This window comes from Bacillus mexicanus, from assembly GCF_050445615.1.
Lineage (GTDB): Bacteria > Bacillota > Bacilli > Bacillales > Bacillaceae > Bacillus > Bacillus mexicanus.
Map to the genome: position 1 here is coordinate 1 of NZ_JBCEYV010000006.1, position 15,605 is coordinate 15,605.

Annotated in this window: 15 protein-coding genes, 2 rRNA genes and 1 other annotated feature; all 17 genes read left to right on the plus strand. The window is 42.7% G+C overall.

Features of this window, described 5'->3' with window-relative positions; all coding sequences use genetic code 11:
- Window positions 1-85, plus strand: a 23S ribosomal RNA gene (locus AAGG74_RS22535); the annotation flags it as partial.
- A gap of 54 nt (window positions 86-139) precedes the next feature.
- Window positions 140-255, plus strand: a 5S ribosomal RNA gene (rrf, locus tag AAGG74_RS22540).
- Between the two features lie 244 nt (window positions 256-499).
- On the plus strand, window positions 500-964 hold the full coding sequence (ctsR, locus tag AAGG74_RS22545) for a transcriptional regulator CtsR (RefSeq protein WP_162104347.1): 465 nt from the start codon (window positions 500-502) through the stop codon (window positions 962-964).
- A gap of 13 nt (window positions 965-977) precedes the next feature.
- Window positions 978-1,535, plus strand: a complete 558-nt coding sequence (gene mcsA, locus AAGG74_RS22550) for a protein-arginine kinase activator protein McsA (RefSeq protein WP_162104346.1) — start codon at window positions 978-980, stop codon at window positions 1,533-1,535.
- Entirely contained in the window at window positions 1,535-2,626 is a 1,092-nt protein-coding gene (gene mcsB / locus AAGG74_RS22555) for a protein-arginine kinase McsB (RefSeq protein WP_162104345.1), read from the plus strand. The genes mcsA and mcsB overlap by 1 nt, the downstream gene beginning before the upstream one ends.
- A complete protein-coding gene (gene clpC, locus AAGG74_RS22560) occupies window positions 2,623-5,055 on the plus strand; it encodes an ATP-dependent protease ATP-binding subunit ClpC (protein ID WP_429677302.1) in 2,433 nt (810 codons plus the stop codon). Before mcsB ends, clpC begins: the two co-directional genes overlap by 4 nt.
- 91 nt (window positions 5,056-5,146) lie before the next feature.
- Window positions 5,147-6,523 (plus strand): DNA repair protein RadA, encoded by a 1,377-nt coding sequence (radA, locus tag AAGG74_RS22565; RefSeq protein WP_162104343.1) that lies wholly within the window; start codon window positions 5,147-5,149, stop codon window positions 6,521-6,523.
- A gap of 3 nt (window positions 6,524-6,526) precedes the next feature.
- Complete coding sequence (disA, locus tag AAGG74_RS22570; RefSeq protein WP_162104342.1) at window positions 6,527-7,609, plus strand: DNA integrity scanning diadenylate cyclase DisA; 1,083 nt, start codon at window positions 6,527-6,529, stop codon at window positions 7,607-7,609.
- 115 nt (window positions 7,610-7,724) lie between these two features.
- Entirely contained in the window at window positions 7,725-8,825 is a 1,101-nt protein-coding gene (locus tag AAGG74_RS22575; RefSeq protein WP_429677304.1) for a PIN/TRAM domain-containing protein, read from the plus strand.
- Between the two features lie 14 nt (window positions 8,826-8,839).
- Complete coding sequence (ispD, locus tag AAGG74_RS22580) at window positions 8,840-9,538, plus strand: 2-C-methyl-D-erythritol 4-phosphate cytidylyltransferase (RefSeq protein WP_162104340.1); 699 nt, start codon at window positions 8,840-8,842, stop codon at window positions 9,536-9,538.
- On the plus strand, window positions 9,531-10,007 hold the full coding sequence (gene ispF, locus AAGG74_RS22585; RefSeq protein ID WP_162104339.1) for a 2-C-methyl-D-erythritol 2,4-cyclodiphosphate synthase: 477 nt from the start codon (window positions 9,531-9,533) through the stop codon (window positions 10,005-10,007). The genes ispD and ispF overlap by 8 nt, the downstream gene beginning before the upstream one ends.
- Before the next feature lie 90 nt (window positions 10,008-10,097).
- Entirely contained in the window at window positions 10,098-11,549 is a 1,452-nt protein-coding gene (gltX, locus tag AAGG74_RS22590; protein WP_429677305.1) for a glutamate--tRNA ligase, read from the plus strand.
- Window positions 11,550-11,551: 2 nt separating this feature from the next.
- Window positions 11,552-11,782: a binding site (T-box leader), on the plus strand.
- A gap of 69 nt (window positions 11,783-11,851) precedes the next feature.
- Window positions 11,852-12,514, plus strand: a complete 663-nt coding sequence (gene cysE, locus AAGG74_RS22595) for a serine O-acetyltransferase (protein ID WP_429677307.1) — start codon at window positions 11,852-11,854, stop codon at window positions 12,512-12,514.
- Entirely contained in the window at window positions 12,511-13,911 is a 1,401-nt protein-coding gene (gene cysS, locus AAGG74_RS22600; protein WP_429677309.1) for a cysteine--tRNA ligase, read from the plus strand. The genes cysE and cysS overlap by 4 nt, the downstream gene beginning before the upstream one ends.
- Before the next feature lie 3 nt (window positions 13,912-13,914).
- Window positions 13,915-14,337, plus strand: coding sequence for a mini-ribonuclease 3 (locus tag AAGG74_RS22605; protein WP_162104335.1), 423 nt, complete (start codon window positions 13,915-13,917; stop codon window positions 14,335-14,337).
- Window positions 14,330-15,079 carry a 23S rRNA (guanosine(2251)-2'-O)-methyltransferase RlmB gene (gene rlmB / locus AAGG74_RS22610; RefSeq protein WP_162104334.1) on the plus strand — a complete coding sequence of 250 codons (750 nt, stop codon included), beginning with the start codon at window positions 14,330-14,332 and terminating at the stop codon, window positions 15,077-15,079. Before AAGG74_RS22605 ends, rlmB begins: the two co-directional genes overlap by 8 nt.
- A gap of 6 nt (window positions 15,080-15,085) precedes the next feature.
- Entirely contained in the window at window positions 15,086-15,598 is a 513-nt protein-coding gene (rae1, locus tag AAGG74_RS22615; protein ID WP_162104333.1) for a ribosome-dependent mRNA decay endonuclease Rae1/YacP, read from the plus strand.
- Window positions 15,599-15,605: the final 7 nt, after the last annotated feature.

The window sequence follows — 15,605 nt, forward strand, 5'->3', positions numbered from 1 at the left end:
AAAGATGATCAGGTTGATAGGTCTGAGGTGGAAGTGTGGCGACACATGGAGCTGACAGATACTAATCGATCGAGGACTTAACCACATTTGAATGATGTTACATCTGTTATCTAGTTTTGAGAGAACATCTCTCATTTTGTTTGGTGGCGATAGCGAAGAGGTCACACCCGTTCCCATGCCGAACACGGAAGTTAAGCTCTTCAGCGCCGATGGTAGTCGGGGGTTTCCCCCTGTGAGAGTAGGACGCCGCCAAGCAATTTGAAAAAGGGCAGCTCATCTGAGCTGCCTTTTTTGTATTCTGGTTTATTAGTATCATAAAGTTCCTTTTAATTGTATAATATAATAACTTTACACTGAATTTTAAAGTAGCAATCAGGTTTTATGGACTGAGAAAATGGAAATAATAAAGGATAGAGCGAGAAAGTTGAAAATTCTTGTGAAACGCCTTATAGTAAGATTAAAGTCAAATATAGTCAAAGTCAGTAAAGGAGGAGGTTGAGTGGGACATAATATTTCTGACATCATAGAACAATATTTAAAACGAGTGTTAGATCAGAACGGCAAGGAAATTTTAGAAATTAAACGAAGTGAAATTGCAGATAAATTTCAATGCGTTCCTTCCCAAATCAATTATGTCATCAACACCAGATTCACAAGCGAAAGAGGATATATTGTTGAAAGTAAGCGCGGGGGCGGCGGTTACATCAGAATCATTAAAATTAAAATGAACAGTGAAGTTGTCCTGATCAATAATATTATTTCTCAAATAAGTACCCATTTGTCTCAAGCCGCCTCTGATGACATTATTTTAAGGCTATTAGAAGATAAGGTGATTTCAGGAAGAGAAGCAAAAATGATGATCAGCGTAATGGACCGTTCGGTTTTACACATTGACTTGCCTGAACGTGATGAATTAAGGGCGAGAATGATGAAGGCTATGCTGACTTCTTTAAAACTAAAATAAGCGGGTGAAAAGATTGATTTGTCAAGAGTGCCATGAGAGACCAGCCACTTTTCACTTTACAAAGGTTGTTAACGGAGAAAAAATAGAAGTTCATATTTGTGAACAATGTGCCAAAGAAAATAGTGATTCATATGGTATAAGTGCAAATCAAGGTTTCTCTATTCATAATTTACTTTCGGGTTTGCTGAATATGGATTCCTCATTTCAGAAGGCAGGAACTCAAATGTTCAGTCACTCGGAGCAAATATCAGCTTGTCCAAAATGCGGAATGACTTTTCAGCAATTTAGAAAAATCGGCCGTTTTGGATGTTCTGAATGTTATAAATCATTTCATAGCAACATTACACCTATCTTACGGAAAGTGCATAGCGGAAACACTGTGCATGCTGGGAAAATACCGAAACGTATAGGCGGCAATCTCCATGTGAGACGGCAGATTGACATGCTGAAGAAAGAGTTAGAATCCTTAATCCATCAAGAAGAGTTTGAACATGCAGCCCGTGTGAGAGATCAAATTCGATCATTAGAACAAACAATCAAAAGTAAAGATAGTGAGGAGGAACAGGGGTAATGTCGCTCAAGCATTTTATTCAGGACGCACTAAGCAGTTGGATGAAGCAAAAAGGACCTGAAAGTGACATTGTACTCAGCAGCCGCATACGTTTAGCAAGGAACTTTGAACATATTCGGTTCCCTACGCGGTATTCTAATGAAGAAGCCTCATCCATCATACAGCAATTTGAAGATCAGTTTTCAGAACAAGAAATTCCCGGAATCGGAAAGTTTGTTTTGATCAGAATGAATGATGCACAGTCTTTAGAAAAGCGTGTGCTTGTTGAAAAACATTTAATTAGTCCAAATCTGACAGAGTCTCCTTTTGGCGGCTGTTTGCTTTCTGAAAATGAGGAAGTAAGCGTTATGTTAAATGAAGAGGATCATATTAGAATTCAATGTCTTTTTCCTGGATTTCAGCTTGTAGAGGCAATGAAAGCCGCAAATCAGGTCGATGACTGGATTGAAGAAAAAGTTGATTATGCATTTCATGAGCAACGAGGATACTTAACCAGCTGCCCTACAAATGTAGGTACAGGTTTAAGGGCTTCAGTCATGATGCATTTGCCGGCCTTGGTTTTAACTAGGCAAATAAATCGAATTATACCGGCGATTAATCAATTAGGCTTGGTTGTTAGAGGAATTTACGGGGAAGGCAGCGAAGCAGTAGGGAATATCTTTCAAATTTCAAATCAGATCACGCTGGGTAAGTCAGAGCAGGATATTGTGGATGACCTTAACAGTGTTGCTGCCCATCTGATTGAACAAGAACGCTCTGCCCGAAAAGCACTTTATCAAACCTCTAAAATTGAACTGGAGGATAAGGTGTATCGGTCTTATGGGGTCTTGTCCAATTGCCGGATGATAGAATCGAAAGAAACTGCTAAGTGCCTTTCCGATGTCCGGCTGGGTATTGATTTAGGCATTATTAAAGGACTTTCAAGCAACATACTTAATGAACTAATGATTTTAACACAGCCAGGTTTTTTACAGCAGTACTCGGGAGGCGCTTTGCGTCCGAATGAAAGGGACATTAGAAGAGCAGCTCTCATCAGAGAACGGCTTCACTTAGAAATGAACGGGAAAAGACAGGAGGATGAATCGATATGATGTTTGGAAGATTTACAGAACGAGCTCAAAAAGTACTGGCGCTTGCACAGGAAGAAGCACTTCGTTTAGGTCATAATAACATTGGCACTGAGCATATTTTATTAGGACTGGTACGAGAAGGAGAAGGGATTGCAGCTAAAGCACTTCAAGCACTTGGACTTGGTTCAGATAAAATTCAAAAAGAAGTTGAAAGTTTGATTGGACGCGGGCAAGAAATGTCTCAAACGATTCATTATACTCCCAGAGCTAAGAAGGTCATTGAGCTTTCAATGGATGAGGCAAGAAAACTCGGTCATTCTTACGTTGGAACAGAGCATATTCTTCTTGGTCTGATTCGCGAAGGTGAAGGTGTTGCTGCAAGAGTCCTGAATAACCTCGGTGTCAGTTTAAATAAAGCAAGACAGCAGGTGCTCCAGCTTCTTGGAAGCAATGAAACAGGATCATCAGCGACAGGAACAAACAGCAATGCCAATACCCCTACACTTGACAGCTTGGCAAGAGACTTAACTGCTATTGCAAAGGAAGACAGTCTTGACCCTGTCATCGGCAGAAGCCAAGAAATCCAGCGTGTGATCGAAGTGTTAAGCCGCAGGACGAAAAACAACCCTGTTCTCATTGGTGAACCAGGTGTAGGTAAAACGGCTATCGCAGAAGGCCTGGCACAGCAAATTATCAATAACGAGGTTCCTGAAATTTTGCGTGATAAACGCGTGATGACCCTAGACATGGGAACAGTTGTAGCCGGCACAAAATACCGCGGTGAATTTGAGGATCGCCTGAAGAAAGTCATGGATGAAATTCGTCAGGCAGGAAACATCATTTTATTCATTGATGAACTCCATACCTTAATCGGAGCGGGTGGAGCAGAGGGTGCCATTGATGCGTCTAATATTTTAAAACCTTCACTTGCTCGCGGAGAACTTCAATGTATCGGAGCGACGACTCTTGATGAGTACCGTAAATATATTGAAAAAGATGCAGCATTGGAACGCCGTTTTCAGCCGATCCAAGTTGATCAGCCATCTGCAGATGAAAGTATTCAAATTTTACAAGGTCTGCGTGACAGATATGAAGCCCACCACCGCGTTTCTATCACTGATGAAGCCATTGAAGCTGCGGTTAAGCTTTCTGACAGATATATTTCTGACCGCTTCCTTCCAGATAAAGCAATTGACTTGATTGACGAAGCGGGCTCAAAGGTTAGACTCCGCTCATTTACAACACCTCCTAACTTAAAAGAGCTTGAACAGAAGCTTGATGAGGTTCGTAAAGAGAAGGATGCGGCAGTCCAAAGCCAAGAGTTTGAAAAAGCGGCTTCCTTGCGTGATACTGAGCAGCGCTTGCGCGAGCAAGTAGAGGATACGAAAAAATCATGGAAAGAGAAGCAAGGGCAGGAAAACTCAGAGGTTACTGTTGATGATATTGCGATGGTTGTAGCCAGCTGGACTGGGGTGCCTGTATCTAAAATCGCCCAAACGGAAACAGATAAGCTTCTCAATATGGAGAGCATCCTTCACTCCCGTGTCATCGGCCAGGATGAAGCGGTTGTCGCCGTTGCAAAAGCAGTCAGACGCGCAAGAGCAGGATTGAAAGACCCTAAACGTCCAATCGGCTCATTCATTTTCTTAGGCCCTACAGGTGTAGGTAAAACAGAACTTGCGCGAGCACTTGCTGAATCCATTTTCGGCGATGAAGAAGCGATGATCCGAATCGATATGTCTGAATACATGGAAAAACACTCAACTTCAAGACTTGTCGGTTCACCTCCGGGATATGTAGGATACGATGAAGGCGGTCAATTAACAGAGAAAGTCAGAAGAAAACCTTACTCTGTTGTGCTTCTTGATGAGATTGAGAAAGCGCACCCTGATGTCTTCAATATCCTTCTGCAAGTTCTTGAAGACGGGCGATTGACTGATTCTAAAGGACGTACAGTTGATTTCCGCAATACGATTCTGATTATGACGTCAAATGTCGGTGCAAGTGAGCTGAAACGCAATAAATATGTCGGCTTTAATGTTCAAGATGAGACGCAAAATCATAAGGACATGAAAGATAAAGTGATGGGTGAATTGAAGCGCGCATTCAGACCGGAGTTTATTAACCGGATTGATGAAATCATTGTCTTCCATTCACTTGAGAAGAAACATCTCACTGAAATCGTGTCATTAATGTCTGATCAATTAACGAAACGCCTGAAAGAACAGGATCTCTCTATCGAATTAACTGATGCTGCAAAAGCGAAAGTCGCGGAAGAGGGAGTAGACTTGGAATACGGTGCCCGTCCGCTAAGAAGAGCGATCCAAAAACATGTCGAGGATCGTTTGTCTGAAGAACTTCTCAGAGGAAATATTCATAAAGGGCAGCATATTGTTCTCGATGTAGAAGACGGCGAAATTGTCGTAAAAACGACTGCTAAAACGAATTAATATATAAGGTGAAAAAGAGGCATACAGCATGTAAGTGTATGCCTCACTTTCATATCAAGAAATAGAACAAGGGAGAGGTCTTACACTATATATGGCTAAAACAAAATCGAAATTCATCTGCCAATCCTGCGGTTACGAATCTCCAAAATGGATGGGGAAATGTCCGGGCTGCGGCGCTTGGAATACAATGGTGGAAGAAATGATTAAAAAAGCGCCGGCCAATCGGAGAGCGGCATTTTCTCATTCTGTTCAAACTGTACACAAACCTTCACCTATTACATCAATCGAAACATCAGAAGAACCCCGGGTTAAAACCCAGCTTGGCGAGTTTAACAGAGTGCTTGGCGGAGGCGTTGTTAAAGGTTCACTCGTTTTAATCGGCGGCGATCCCGGTATCGGGAAGTCAACGTTATTGCTGCAGGTTTCCGCTCAATTATCAGATTCATCAAACAGTGTGCTATACATTTCAGGAGAAGAATCGGTCAAACAAACGAAACTTCGAGCAGATCGTCTCGGTATTAATAATCCTTCCCTGCATGTTTTATCTGAAACCGATATGGAGTATATTTCGTCTGCTATACAAGAGATGAATCCATCGTTTGTCGTTGTTGACTCTATTCAAACGGTTTATCAGAGCGATATTACATCGGCCCCGGGCAGTGTGTCACAGGTTAGAGAATGTACGGCTGAGCTGATGAAAATTGCAAAAACAAAAGGGATCCCGATTTTTATTGTAGGGCACGTAACGAAAGAAGGGTCTATTGCAGGGCCGAGACTGTTAGAGCATATGGTTGACACTGTTTTATATTTTGAAGGGGAACGCCACCATACTTTCCGTATTTTACGGGCTGTTAAAAACCGTTTTGGTTCTACAAATGAAATGGGCATTTTTGAAATGCGGGAAGAAGGACTCACCGAGGTTTTGAACCCTTCAGAGATCTTCTTAGAAGAGCGTTCAGCGGGATCTGCAGGCTCGAGCATCACTGCTTCTATGGAGGGCACAAGACCGATTCTCGTTGAAATTCAAGCGCTCATCTCGCCTACTAGTTTTGGCAATCCGCGCCGTATGGCAACAGGAATAGATCACAACAGGGTTTCTCTGTTAATGGCTGTTTTAGAAAAAAGAGTTGGGCTGCTGCTGCAAAATCAGGATGCTTATTTGAAAGTGGCCGGCGGAGTTAAGCTGGATGAACCGGCGATTGACCTAGCCATTGCGGTCAGTATCGCGTCCAGCTTTAGAGATACACCTCCAAATCCCGCAGATTGTTTTATAGGAGAAGTGGGATTGACCGGAGAAGTCCGGCGGGTTTCTAGAATTGAGCAGCGTGTGAAAGAAGCGGCTAAGCTTGGTTTTAAACGCATGATTATACCCGCGGCAAATCTGGATGGATGGACAAAACCAAAAGGGATTGAGGTTGTCGGAGTAGCAAATGTTGCAGAGGCGCTTCGTACTTCATTAGGAGGATAATAGATGGAAAAAGACAAAAAAGGGGCGAAACACGAGTTAGACCTGTCATCTATATTGCAGTTTGTTGCTCCGGGTACTCCGCTCAGAGCTGGAATAGAAAATGTACTGAGAGCAAATACAGGCGGTCTGATTGTTGTTGGATATAATGATAAAGTAAAAGAAGTTGTAGATGGTGGTTTCCACATTAACACTGCTTTTTCTCCGGCGCATTTATATGAGCTGGCTAAAATGGACGGGGCAATTATTTTAAGTGATTCTGGGCAAAAGATCCTATATGCAAATACACAACTGATGCCTGAAGCTACAATTTCTTCATCAGAAACAGGAATGCGGCACCGTACCGCCGAAAGAGTAGCTAAGCAGACAGGCTGTCTCGTGATCGCCATTTCTGAAAGAAGGAACGTGATCACGTTATATCAGGAAAGCATGAAGTATACGCTAAAAGATATAGGATTTATTTTAACAAAAGCGAATCAAGCCATTCAAACTCTCGAAAAATATAAAACAATTCTGGATAAAACCATTAATGCACTGAATGCTTTAGAGTTTGAAGAACTTGTTACCTTCAGCGATGTTCTGTCGGTGATGCACCGTTATGAAATGGTATTGAGAATCAAAAATGAAATTAACATGTATATCAGAGAACTGGGAACAGAAGGGCATCTGATTAAGCTGCAAGTCATTGAATTGATTACGGATATGGAAGAAGAAGCCGCTTTATTTATTAAGGATTATGTGAAAGAAAAGATTAAAGACCCGTTTGTTCTCTTGAAAGAGCTGCAGGATATGTCCAGTTATGATTTACTGGATGATTCCATTGTTTATAAGCTGCTCGGTTATCCGGCTTCTACAAATCTTGATGATTATGTATTGCCTAGAGGATACAGGCTGTTAAATAAGATACCGCGTCTTCCTATGCCGATTGTTGAAAATGTTGTAGAAGCATTTGGAGTTCTGCCAATGATTATTGAAGCGAGTGCAGAAGAATTAGATGAAGTTGAGGGTATCGGTGAAGTACGAGCCCAAAAAATCAAAAAAGGATTGAAACGCCTGCAAGAGAAGCATTATTTAGACAGGCAGCTATGATTTCGGTTAAAACCTTATAAATACGGGTATATTACGGTTGGTTTTTGTTTATTCTGATATTTGTGGGATGAATAAAACTTTATTAAAATAAAATGTTAAAAAAGGAGGTGGGGGTATGTTAAAACGAATAGTTCAGGCGTTCTTCATTATCTTTGGCGGCGTTGTTGGTATATTTTTAATACCTGAATTGTTTGTACTGTTAAATATACAGGACATACCTTTATTAACAAACGCATATACGTCTGCGGCCATAGGAGCAATTATCTTTTTTCTCATCAGTATATGGGGTACAGATTACGTTGTGAACTGGGTGAAATGGATAGAGGATTCATTGTTAAAAGCGCCGGTTCCAGATTTGTTATTTGGAAGCCTTGGCTTGGTTTTTGGACTTATAATTGCTTATCTTATCGTTAATGTGATTCCTTTAGACAATATACCTTATCGCATATTCAGCACCATCATCCCTGTGTTTTTAGCATTTTTCCTCGGTTATCTCGGTTTCCAGGTGGGCTTTAAGAAAAAGGATGAATTGATCAGCCTGTTTTCCATTTCTGCCAAAATGCAAAAGAAAAAAGGAACAGCCGATGAAGAACTTGAGGTTCAGGACAAGAAGCTGAAAATTTTAGATACAAGTGTTATTATTGATGGAAGAATAGCAGATATTTGTCAGACTGGGTTTTTAGAGGGGATTATCGTAATTCCGCAGTTTGTCCTTGGAGAATTGCAGCATATCGCTGACTCTTCAGATGTATTAAAACGAAATAGAGGACGCCGCGGCCTGGATATCCTGAACCGCATTCAGAAAGAGTTAGACATTGAAGTTGAAATTTATGAAGGCGATTTTGAAGATATTCAGGAGGTTGACAGCAAGCTAGTCAAACTCGCTAAGCTGACATCCGGGGTTGTCGTGACAAATGATTTTAATTTAAATAAAGTATGCGAGCTTCAAAAGGTAGCAGTATTAAACATTAATGACCTTGCCAACGCGGTCAAGCCTGTTGTGCTTCCTGGCGAGGAAATGAATGTTCAGGTCATTAAGGACGGGAAAGAGCATAATCAGGGAGTTGCTTACTTGGATGACGGTACAATGATTGTCGTTGAAGAAGGACGCAATTATATCGGCAAACATATTGATGTACTCGTTACAAGTGTGCTGCAAACAGCAGCGGGACGAATGATATTTGCTAAGCCCAAGCTGTTGGAGAAGGCGCTGTAAAGGGAGAAAAAACAATGAGTTATGATGTGGTGATTCCTGCAGCCGGACAGGGGAAACGGATGAAGGCAGGGAGAAATAAACTGTTCATAGAGCTGAAAGGAGACCCTGTGATCATTCACACGTTAAGAGTGTTTGACAGCCACCAGCTCTGCGAAAAAATCATTTTGGTGGTTAATGAGCATGAACGGGAGCACTTTCAGGCATTGCTGGCCAATTATCCGTTTCAAACCGCTATTGAGCTTGTGGCAGGCGGAGATGAGCGACAGTACAGTGTTTATAAGGGGCTGAAAGCTGTGAAACATGAAAAGATCGTCCTTGTTCACGACGGCGCCCGCCCTTTTATAAAGCATGAACAAATTGATCAACTGATCGTTGAAGCGGAACAGGCAGGAGCGGCAATACTCGCTGTCCCGGTAAAAGATACGATTAAACGCGTTCAAGATTTACAAGTCAGTGAGACGATTGAACGTTCTAGCTTGTGGGCTGTCCAAACGCCACAAGCTTTTCGTCTGTCTTTATTGATGAAAGCCCACGCTGAGGCGGAGGATAAGGGGTTTTTAGGAACGGATGACGCCAGTCTTATTGAACAGATGGAGGGCGTTTCGGTCCGTGTTGTAGAAGGCAGCTATACAAATATTAAGCTGACGACGCCAGACGATTTAACGTCAGCTGAAGCTATCATGAATTCGGAGAGTGGGAATACACATGTTTAGAATTGGACAAGGATTTGATGTGCATCAATTAGTAGAGGGCCGCCCTCTGATTATTGGCGGAATTGAAATCCCCTATGAGAAAGGGCTGCTCGGCCACTCTGATGCAGACGTATTGCTGCATACGATCGCTGACGCCTGTCTGGGAGCAGTGGGAGAAGGCGATATCGGCAAGCATTTTCCTGATACTGATCCGGAATTTAAGGACGCGGACTCTTTCAAATTACTTCAGCATGTCTGGGAGATCGTGAAAAAGAAGGGCTATGTGCTTGGAAACATTGACTGCACCATCATTGCACAAAAGCCAAAAATGCTGCCTTACATAGAAGATATGAGAAATAGAATCGCTGAAGGCCTTGAGGCTGATGTTTCTCAAATCAATGTAAAAGCTACAACGACCGAAAAGCTTGGATTTACAGGTCGAGCGGAGGGAATAGCAGCTCAAGCAACAGTACTGATACAAAAAGGTTAACTTGCTTTGATGCTGGGTCTATTTGGTGGTAGAATAGATTCATACATTTTTGCCTGAGGCCATACATGACATGAAAGGAAGTATTTGAAAATGGGAAACGAAGTACGCGTCCGTTATGCACCAAGTCCAACCGGACATTTGCATATTGGAAATGCCAGAACAGCGCTTTTTAATTATTTATTTGCCCGCAATCAAGGCGGTAAGTTTATTATTCGTGTGGAGGATACTGATCAAAAGCGCAACATTGAGGGCGGAGAACAAAGCCAGCTGAATTATCTGAAATGGCTTGGTATTGACTGGGATGAGAGTGTGGATGTCGGTGGTGAATATGGCCCATACCGTCAGTCAGAGCGTAACGATATCTATAAAGTGTACTATGAAGAGCTTCTTGAAAAAGGGCTTGCTTATAAATGTTACTGCACGGAAGAAGAGCTTGAAAAAGAGCGTGAAGAGCAGATTGCCCGCGGGGAAACACCGCGTTATTCTGGGAAACACAGAAATCTGACTCAGGAAGAACAGGAAAAGTTTGTTGCTGAAGGCAGAAAACCAAGTATTCGTTTCCGCGTGCCGGAAGGAAAAGTTATTGCCTTCAACGATATCGTAAAAGGTGACATTACTTTCGAATCAAATGACATTGGCGACTTTGTTATTGTGAAAAAGGACGGAACGCCTACTTATAACTTCGCGGTAGCGATTGATGACTATTTAATGAAAATGACACACGTGTTGCGCGGTGAGGATCATATTTCTAACACACCGAAACAAATTATGATCTATCAAGCATTCGGCTGGGATGTTCCTCAGTTTGGTCATATGACGCTGATCGTAAATGAAAGCCGTAAAAAGCTCAGCAAACGGGATGAGTCTATTATTCAATTCATTGAGCAGTATAAAGAGCTTGGATACTTGCCTGAAGCGCTGTTCAACTTTATCGGCCTGCTTGGCTGGTCACCGGTTGGTGAAGAGGAGTTATTTACAAAAGAACAGTTTATTGACATTTTTGATGTGAACCGTTTATCTAAATCACCAGCTTTGTTTGATATGCATAAGCTAAAATGGGTTAACAATCAATATGTGAAGAAGCTGGATCTTGATGAGGTTGTTGAACTGACACTTCCGCATCTGCAAAAAGCCGGCAAAGTCGGCACTGAGCTTTCTGCTGAAGAACAAGAGTGGGTTCGCAAACTGATTTCCCTGTATCATGAGCAATTAAGCTATGGTGCGGAAATTGTTGAGTTGACTGATTTGTTCTTTACGGAAGAGATCGAGTATAATCAAGAAGCAAAAGCTGTTCTGGGAGAGGAGCAGGTTCCTGAAGTGCTCAGCACATTCGCTGCGAAGCTTGAAGAGCTTGAGGAGTTCACTCCTGATAACATCAAAGCTTCAATCAAAGCGGTGCAAAAAGAAACAGGTCATAAAGGGAAAAAACTGTTTATGCCGATCCGAGTTGCTGTCACAGGCCAAACTCACGGACCGGAACTGCCGCAATCAATTGAATTGATTGGTAAAGAGAATGCGATTCAGCGCTTGAAAAATATTTAAATAAATGATTGTTGACAGGGAAGAGTATAAAGCTTTAGGCCATTACAGAAAGGATCTTCATTGGCTGAGAAAGATCCATGAGCTGGGTTTTAGAAGTGCGCCCTTAAGACCTTTGAAGAACATTTTTCGAAACCAGTATTCAAAGGCGGCCGCCGCCGTTACAGGCTGAAGTTGGGAGAGCAGAAGTCTGCTTTTCAAACAGAGTGGAACCGCGCGGTTAAAGCGTCTCTGTCATGTTGTCATGCAGAGGCGCTTTTTTTATTGGGGAAAGAGGAAATCAGATAGAGAAGTGGGGGGAGCATGTGTTTTTTAGAATGCTAAAAGAAGACATTGATACAGTGTTCGATCAAGATCCTGCAGCAAGAAGCTATTTTGAAGTGATTTTAACTTATTCAGGTTTACATGCTATATGGGCGCATCGGATTGCACATGCTTTATATAAACGAAAATTTTATTTCCTTGCACGCCTTATATCTCAGGCAAGCCGATTTTTTACTGGGATTGAAATCCACCCCGGCGCTACAATCGGGAGAAGATTTTTCATTGATCACGGTATGGGAGTTGTCATTGGGGAGACATGTGAGATCGGCAATAACGTAACCGTTTTTCAGGGGGTTACCCTCGGGGGAACGGGGAAAGAAAAGGGGAAAAGGCACCCAACGATTAAAGATGACGCATTGATAGCCACAGGTGCTAAAGTGCTCGGTTCAATTACTGTCGGTGAAGGGTCAAAGGTTGGCGCTGGTTCAGTCGTGTTGCACGATGTTCCTGATTTTTCAACAGTTGTCGGCATTCCTGGACGGGTCGTTATACAAAATGGAAAGAAAGTAAGACGCGATTTAAATCATCAGGATTTGCCCGATCCGGTTGCTGATCGCTTTAAGTCTTTGGAACAGCAGATTTTAGAACTGAAGGCAGAGCTTGAAAACCTTGAAGACAGAAAAGAAAGGATCAATCAAAAATGACAATCACACTTTACAATACATTGACTAGACAGAAGGAAACATTCATTCCTCTTGAAGAGGGAAAAGTGAAAATGTACGTGTGCGGACCTACGGTTTACAATTACATTCACATCGGGAACGCCCGTCCGGCTATCGTATACGACACGGTTCGAAACTATTTGGAGTATAAAGGCTATGATGTACAGTATGTCTCTAACTTCACAGATGTGGATGATAAATTGATTAAAGCGGCAAATGAACTCGGTGAGGATGTGCCTGCCATTTCAGAGCGTTTTATTAAAGCATACTTTGAAGATGTAGGTGCGCTCGGCTGCCGAAAAGCTGATCTTCACCCGCGAGTGATGGAAAACATGGATGCAATTATCGAATTCGTCGATCAGCTGGTGAAAAAAGGATATGCTTATGAATCAGAAGGTGACGTTTATTTCAAAACAAGAGCATTTGAGGGGTACGGAAAGCTTTCTCAGCAGTCAATTGATGAATTGAGATCAGGTGCACGCATCCGAGTCGGCGAGAAAAAAGAAGATGCTCTTGATTTTGCCTTGTGGAAAGCGGCAAAAGAAGGCGAAATATCTTGGGATAGCCCTTGGGGAAAAGGACGCCCGGGCTGGCATATTGAATGCTCAGCAATGGTGAAAAAGTATCTGGGTGACCAAATTGATATCCATGCGGGCGGACAGGATTTAACCTTCCCTCATCATGAAAATGAAATTGCGCAGTCTGAGGCGCTGACAGGTAAAACATTTGCGAAGTATTGGCTCCATAATGGCTATATCAATATCGATAATGAAAAAATGTCAAAATCACTTGGCAACTTTGTGCTTGTGCATGACATCATCAAACAGCACGATCCGCAGCTTTTGAGATTCTTTATGCTTTCTGTTCATTATCGTCATCCGATTAATTATTCAGAAGAGCTTCTGGAGAATACAAAAAGCGCGTTTAACCGTTTGAAAACAGCGTACAGCAACCTTCAGCACCGCCTGAACAGCAGTACAAATTTAACGGAAGATGACGATCAGTGGCTGGAAAAAATCGAAGAGCACCGCAAGGTATTCGAAGAAGCGATGGATGATGACTTTAATACGGCGAATGCCATTTCTGTCTTGTTCGACTTAGCAAAGCATGCCAATTATTATCTTCAGAAAGACAATACGGCTGATCATGTGATTACGTCGTTTATCGAAATGTTTGAGCGCATTGTGTCTGTCCTTGGTTTTTCATTGGGCGAGCAGGAACTTCTCGATCAAGAAATTGAAGACCTAATCGAAAAAAGAAACGAAGCACGCCGAAATCGTGATTTTGCATTATCAGATCAGATCCGCGACCAGCTGAAAAGCATGAATATCATACTTGAAGATACGGCTCAAGGCACTCGCTGGAAACGGGGAGAATAGCGGATGCTTGATTTTGAAAAGATAAAAGATTCAAAGCAGCTTAACGGCCTTGCGCTTGCTTATATAGGTGATGCCATTTTTGAAGTGTATGTCAGGCATCACCTGCTTAAGCAGGGCTTTACCAAACCAAATGATCTTCATAAGAAATCAAGCCGAATCGTTTCGGCAAAGTCACAGGCTCAGATCCTATTCTTTTTGCAGGAGCAGTCCTTTTTTACAGAAGAAGAGGAAGCTGTGCTGAAAAGAGGCAGAAATGCCAAGTCGGGAACGACACCTAAAAATACAGATGTTCAGACGTACCGCTACAGTACGGCATTTGAAGCGTTGCTGGGCTACCTTTTTCTAGAGAAAAAAGAGGAACGACTTAGTCAGCTCGTTGCCGAAGCTATACAATTCGGAACGTCAGGGAGGAAAACAAATGAGTGAGCAGCATGATTACGTCATAGGAAAAAATGCAGTGATCGAGACGTTAAAATCAGATCGTAAGCTGTATAAGCTGTGGATGGCGGAAAACACGGTAAAGGGACAAGCGCAGCAGGTGATTGAGCTTGCGAAAAAGCAGGGGATCACGATTCAGTATGTCCCAAGAAAAAAACTCGATCAAATGGTGACAGGACAGCATCAAGGCGTAGTGGCGCAGGTTGCCGCGTATGAATATGCGGAACTGGACGATTTATATAAAGCAGCTGAAGAAAGAAATGAACAGCCTTTCATCCTCATTTTGGACGAGCTTGAAGACCCTCATAATCTCGGTTCCATTATGAGAACGGCTGATGCGGTCGGCGCCCATGGCATCGTGATTCCAAAGCGCAGAGCCGTAGGACTGACAACAACAGTGGCAAAAGCTTCAACAGGGGCTATTGAACACATTCCCGTCGTAAGAGTCACCAACCTGGCGCGAACGTTAGAAGAAATGAAAGAGCGGGGGATCTGGGTTGTCGGAACGGACGCATCCGCACGTGAGGATTACCGCAATATGGACGGCAATATGCCTTTGGCTTTAGTCATTGGAAGTGAAGGAAAAGGGATGGGCCGCCTCGTTAAAGAAAAATGTGATTTTCTCATTAAACTCCCGATGGCTGGGAAGGTAACTTCACTGAATGCATCTGTCGCGGCTGGCCTTTTGATGTATGAAGTCTACCGGAAACGAAACCCTCTGGGAGAATAAAAACCCATGGATATCCTGTTAGTAGACGGATACAACATGATTGGAGCCTGGCCGCAGCTGAAGGATTTAAAAGCGAACAGTTTTGAAGAAGCGAGAGACGTACTGATTCAGAAAATGGCGGAATTTCAATCGTATACAGGACACAGGGTGATCGTAGTTTTTGACGCGCATCTTGTAAAAGGGATTGAGACAAAGCAGACCAACCACAGGGTTGAAGTGATTTTTACAAAAGAAAATGAAACGGCTGACGAGCGGATAGAAAAGCTTGCCCAGGCTTTGGATAATATTGCGACTCAAATCCATGTTGCGACCTCTGACTATACTGAGCAGTGGGCGATTTTCGGACAGGGGGCCTTGAGGAAGTCGGCCCGGGAGCTTTTGCGAGAGGTAGAAGCGATTGAAAGACGAATAGAGAGACGGGTAAGAAAAATCACTTCCGAAAAGCCGGCGGGTAAAATTGCTTTATCGGAAGAGGTATTAAAAACATTTGAAAAGTGGAGACGAGGAGACTTAGATTAAGTTGACG

Excerpts from the sequence above, each read along its gene's own strand:
- mcsB (WP_162104345.1), top strand. The coding sequence starts at position 1,535 with ATGTCGCTCAAGCATTTTATTCAGGACGCACTAAGCAGTTGGATGAAG.
- clpC (WP_429677302.1), top strand. The coding sequence starts at position 2,623 with ATGATGTTTGGAAGATTTACAGAACGAGCTCAAAAAGTACTGGCGCTT.
- radA (WP_162104343.1), top strand. The coding sequence starts at position 5,147 with ATGGCTAAAACAAAATCGAAATTCATCTGCCAATCCTGCGGTTACGAA.
- disA (WP_162104342.1), top strand. The coding sequence starts at position 6,527 with ATGGAAAAAGACAAAAAAGGGGCGAAACACGAGTTAGACCTGTCATCT.
- AAGG74_RS22575 (WP_429677304.1), top strand. The coding sequence starts at position 7,725 with ATGTTAAAACGAATAGTTCAGGCGTTCTTCATTATCTTTGGCGGCGTT.
- ispD (WP_162104340.1), top strand. The coding sequence starts at position 8,840 with ATGAGTTATGATGTGGTGATTCCTGCAGCCGGACAGGGGAAACGGATG.
- ispF (WP_162104339.1), top strand. The coding sequence starts at position 9,531 with ATGTTTAGAATTGGACAAGGATTTGATGTGCATCAATTAGTAGAGGGC.
- gltX (WP_429677305.1), top strand. The coding sequence starts at position 10,098 with ATGGGAAACGAAGTACGCGTCCGTTATGCACCAAGTCCAACCGGACAT.
- cysS (WP_429677309.1), top strand. The coding sequence starts at position 12,511 with ATGACAATCACACTTTACAATACATTGACTAGACAGAAGGAAACATTC.
- AAGG74_RS22605 (WP_162104335.1), top strand. The coding sequence starts at position 13,915 with ATGCTTGATTTTGAAAAGATAAAAGATTCAAAGCAGCTTAACGGCCTT.
- rlmB (WP_162104334.1), top strand. The coding sequence starts at position 14,330 with ATGAGTGAGCAGCATGATTACGTCATAGGAAAAAATGCAGTGATCGAG.
- rae1 (WP_162104333.1), top strand. The coding sequence starts at position 15,086 with ATGGATATCCTGTTAGTAGACGGATACAACATGATTGGAGCCTGGCCG.